This is a genomic window from Streptomyces caelestis (assembly GCF_001279005.1).
Classification (GTDB): domain Bacteria; phylum Actinomycetota; class Actinomycetes; order Streptomycetales; family Streptomycetaceae; genus Streptomyces; species Streptomyces heliomycini.
This window is the reverse complement of sequence record NZ_LGCN01000004.1, coordinates 1-2,556: the sequence shown is the minus strand read 5'-3', so window position 1 is coordinate 2,556 and position 2,556 is coordinate 1. Positions and strand designations below refer to the sequence as shown.

1 protein-coding gene is annotated in these 2,556 nt (G+C 70.8%); it reads right to left on the bottom strand.

Translation table 11 applies throughout. From position 1 onward, the window contains the following. A partial coding sequence (locus tag ADK41_RS02400) for a non-ribosomal peptide synthetase (protein WP_159043933.1) occupies positions 1 to 2,556 on the bottom strand: 2,556 nt, incomplete at both ends.

Below are 2,556 nucleotides of genomic sequence, written 5' to 3'. Positions count from 1 at the left end.
GTCCCCGGTGCGGTACATGCGGGTCCCGGGCGGTCCGAAGGGGTCGGCGACGAACCGCTGAGCCGTCGGACCCGGACGGTTCACATACCCCCGCGCCACCTGCTCACCGGCGAGGTACAGCTCACCCGGTACTCCCACCGGGACTGGACGCAGGCCCTCGTCCAGCACGTAGGCGCGGGTGTTCCAGATGGGTGCTCCGATGGGTGGCGGCACCGGGGAGCCGAACGCGGCGTCGGGGACGGTCCACGCCGTGACGACATGGGTCTCGGTGGGACCGTAGTAGTTGTGCAGCCTGCGACCGGAACCGGGCGCGCAGAAGCCGCCGAGCGCGGAGTGGAGCGTCAGGGCCTCGCCCGCCTGGGCGATGTCCACCAGATGGGGCAGAGCCAGCCCCAGCCGGTCGGCCGCCTCGGCCACTCCGTCGACGACCGGTGTGGGGGCGAAGAGTTCGTTGACGCGATGGCGATCGAGCCAGCGGACGAATTCCTCGGTGTCCTTGCGGGTGTCATCGAGGGGAACCGCCAGCGTCTTGCCCATGGTGAACGCCGAGAAGATCTCCTGGGCGGCGGCGTCGAAGCTCAGCGATGCGAACTGCGCCGTGACGGTTCCCGGCCCGCCGCCCAACGCCCGATGGTGCCAGGCCATGAGGTTGACCAGCGCTTGGGCGGGCAGGACCACCCCCTTGGGGCGGCCGGTCGAACCGGACGTGTAGATCACGTACACGGGGTGCGTCGGAAGCAGCGGGGCGGTGCGCTCACCGTCCAGGACGTCGGAGTCCCGCTGGGCCGCGGCCTCCCGGGCCACGTCCTCCGAGTCCAGGATCACCAGCTCGGTGCCGGCCGGCACGTGCTCGCTCAGCGCCTTCGTGGTCACCACGCAGACGGGGGCGGCGTCCTGCACCATGTACGCGATCCGGTCGGCCGGAAGCGCGGTGTCCACGGGAAGGTACGCGGCACCGGTCTTGACGACGGCCAGCAGGGCCACCACCAGCTCGACGGAGCGCGGCGCGAACAGCGCGACCGCCTGTTCAGGGCCCGCACCCCGGCTGATGAGGGCCCGCGCGAACCGGTTCGCCCTGGCGTTGAGCTCGGCGTAGGTCAGGCTCTGCTGCTCGTGCACGACGGCCACCGCCTCCGGCGACCGAGCCACCTGGGCCTCGACCAGCTCGGGAAGGGAGAGCCCGGGGACCTCGTAATCCGTGGCGTTGCAGTCCACGAGCAGCCAACGGCGCTCCTCGGCAGAGAGCAGGGGCAGTTGGCTGACGGGCGTGTGCGGCGAGCGGACCGCCGCGCGCAGCAGCCGCAGCAGACAGCCGTTGAGGCGCTGGACCGTACTCGCGTCGAACAGGTCGGTCGAGTACTCCACGGTGATCTCGACACCGTCGGCCGCACCGTCGGGGGCCACCTTCTCGTCCAGGCTGTAGGAGAGGTCGAACTTGGCCACGTCGAGGGCGACGGGGCACTCCTCGACGTCGAGATCCGGCAGCCGGAACGGAACGCGTTCGTTGTTCTGGGACACCAGGAGCACCTGGAAGAAGGGATGACGTGCCAGCGATCGTGCCGGACGCAGGTGCTCGACCAGCATCTCGAACGGCAGGTCCTGGTGACTCAGGGCCTCGATGTCGCGGTCCCGCACGCGCTTCAGCAGTGTGGTGAAGCCGGGATCGCCGGACGTGTCGGTGCGCAGCACCAGTGTGTTGACGAAGAAGCCGATCAGGTCCTCCAGCGCCTCGTCGGACCGCCCGGCCACCGGGGTGCCGATCGGGATGTCCGTCCCGGCGCCGAGACGGGTCAAAAGCACCGAGACGAGGGACTGGAAGGCCATGAACACCGTCGCGCCCGATTCGCGGGCCAGCCGCTGCAGTGAGCGGTGCTCCTCCGCGTCGACCCGCATCACCACCGAACTGCCCGCGTAGGAGGAGCGGGGCGGCCGGGGCCGGTCGAAGGGCAGCGCCAGCTGTTCCGGGAGACCGCGCAGCGCCTCCTTCCAGTACTCCAGCTGCCGCCCGGCCAGGCTTTCCGGATCGTCCGGATCACCCAGCAGCCTGTGCTGCCACAGCGTGTAGTCGGCGTACTGCACGGGTAGCGGCCCGGCGTCGCCGCCGGGCGTACGGGGACCCGGTGACTGCGTCTCGTAGGCGTTCAGCAGATCGCGGGCGAGCGGTGCCATCGACCACCCGTCGCACGCGATGTGGTGCACGACGACAACCAGCAGGTGTTCGTCGGGCGCCGTGACGAACACCTGGGCGCGCAGCGGTGGTTGCCTGGCGAGATCGAAGCCCCGGTGCAGGAACTCCGCGCGCAGCGACTCCAACTGACCGGGGACGCCCGCCGCCACGACGGGCAGCGCGGGCAGGGCGTCCTGAAGGGGGAGCACCTCCTGCCAGGGCTCTCCGTCCGCCTCGGGGAAGATGGTGCGCAGGCTCTCGTGGCGGGCCACCAGGTCGGTGAGCGCCGCCCTCAGACGAGCCGGGTCGAGCGGGCCGCGCAGTCGCAGCGCCAGCGGCATGTTGTACGTGGCGCCCGCGTCTTCGAGCCGGTTGAGGAACCACAACCG